The 1696-nt window shown below is 34.1% G+C and carries 2 protein-coding genes; both read left to right on the forward strand.

Translation table 11 applies throughout. The features are described 5' to 3' along the window. The coding region (locus BHC43_RS10635; RefSeq protein ID WP_218966438.1) for a hypothetical protein at positions 1-394 on the forward strand (394 nt) is incomplete at its 5' end. Positions 395-682: 288 nt separating this feature from the next. Further along, positions 683-1558 (forward strand): hypothetical protein, encoded by an 876-nt coding sequence (locus BHC43_RS00570; protein WP_100156183.1) that lies wholly within the window; start codon positions 683-685, stop codon positions 1556-1558. The last annotated feature ends 138 nt before the right edge of the window (positions 1559-1696 follow it).

The following is a 1696-nucleotide window of genomic DNA, read 5'->3' on the forward strand; positions in this document are numbered from 1 at the left end:
AAATATTTTAAAATCGTCAAAAGAAAGCTGGGATTTTGAATATTCTAAGCAGCCTAATAAAGTATTTGGCTTAACCTATTACCAAGCCAATAACGGTATAGACCCCAGTACCAATCAGCCATGGACAGATAATATTGCAGGAAGGGATCTGTATATCTATCGGGATGCAAATAATAACATTAAAACCCTTATCCTTTGTGATATTGTTGGTCAAGTACGATCTTGTCATCATGATTTTTTTGTTAGTAATTTTCCAGTAAAAGTTAGTATAAATTATGACCGGCTCTATCTGAAACTATGGCAGCAAACCGAAAAAAATATCACTGTCATACTGGATAGCTGGGTAGTCACTAATGATGGCAAATTAATTAAAAAGCAGGCTGGCAAAGTATAAATCTAAAAGATGCATACCTGTTACACCACTAATTGTAGTAATTATTTTTGGAACAATGCATGTAATATTGATACAACCTCATTCAGCCAATTTGTCATTTTTTTAGAGAAATTCCGGTTTGCTAGCTATTTTACGCTAATTATATTTGGTAGATAGCATATATATTAAAACATAATAATCCATTTAGAGTTAATATTTCGTTACGTTAGTTAATTTTTGTGTATGTTTTTGTTTGCATTATCCTAAAATTATGCTAATTTATATGTTAGTCTGATAGGAGACATCAGTATGAGAAATTTATTGATTTCGTATGCTAAAGCTGTCTGTTTAACTGGCCTGCTTTTGCTGGCTGGCTGTTCTGATAAGGATAAAGACAAAGCCAAACAGCAGCCGGTACCTTTCATTAATCAGGACCGATTTGGCCGCTATGATTCCATTGGTAATCTGGGCGGTAAACCAGTCAGTATTCCTGACGGCGTAGTACTTCACTGGGTGCGTTATGTTGGAGACCCTGGTGATTTTGATGCCAGCAAAAAAGCACAAAAATACAAACGTCCACCTATTACTTATCAGCTACCCATTAAAAGCTTTGGTTTGTTTTATCGCCTTACTGATGGTGCGCTAATGAGCTATAAAGAACAAACCGAAATAGATTATTTGCATGATAATAAAACTTTAATTCCTGAAGGTAAGCCCTTTCCATGGGGACACATGATTGTTTATAATTTAGTAAGTCCTAAGCAATTCAAAAATTATAATCATAGGTTTAAAAATATTTTAAAATCGTCAAAAGAAAGCTGGGATTTTGAATATTCTAAGCAGCCTAATAAAGTATTTGGCTTAACCTATTACCAAGCCAATAACGGTATAGACCCCAGTACCAATCAGCCATGGACAGATAATATTGCAGGAAGGGATCTGTATATCTATCGGGATGCAAATAATAACATTAAAACCCTTATCCTTTGTGATATTGTTGGTCAAGTACGATCTTGTCATCATGATTTTTTTGTTAGTAATTTTCCAGTAAAAGTTAGTATAAATTATGACCGGCTCTATCTGAAACTATGGCAGCAAACCGAAAAAAATATCACTGTCATACTGGATAGCTGGGTAGTCACTAATGATGGCAAATTAATTAAAAAGCAGGCTGGCAAAGTATAAATCTAAAAGATGCATACCTGTTACACCACTAATTGTAGTAATTATTTTTGGAACAATGCATGTAATATTGATACAACCTCATTCAGCCAATTTGTCATTTTTTTAGAGAAATTCCGGTTTGCTAGCTATTTTACGCTA

The sequence above is a fragment of the Snodgrassella alvi genome (assembly GCF_002777855.1).
GTDB lineage: Bacteria > Pseudomonadota > Gammaproteobacteria > Burkholderiales > Neisseriaceae > Snodgrassella > Snodgrassella alvi_E.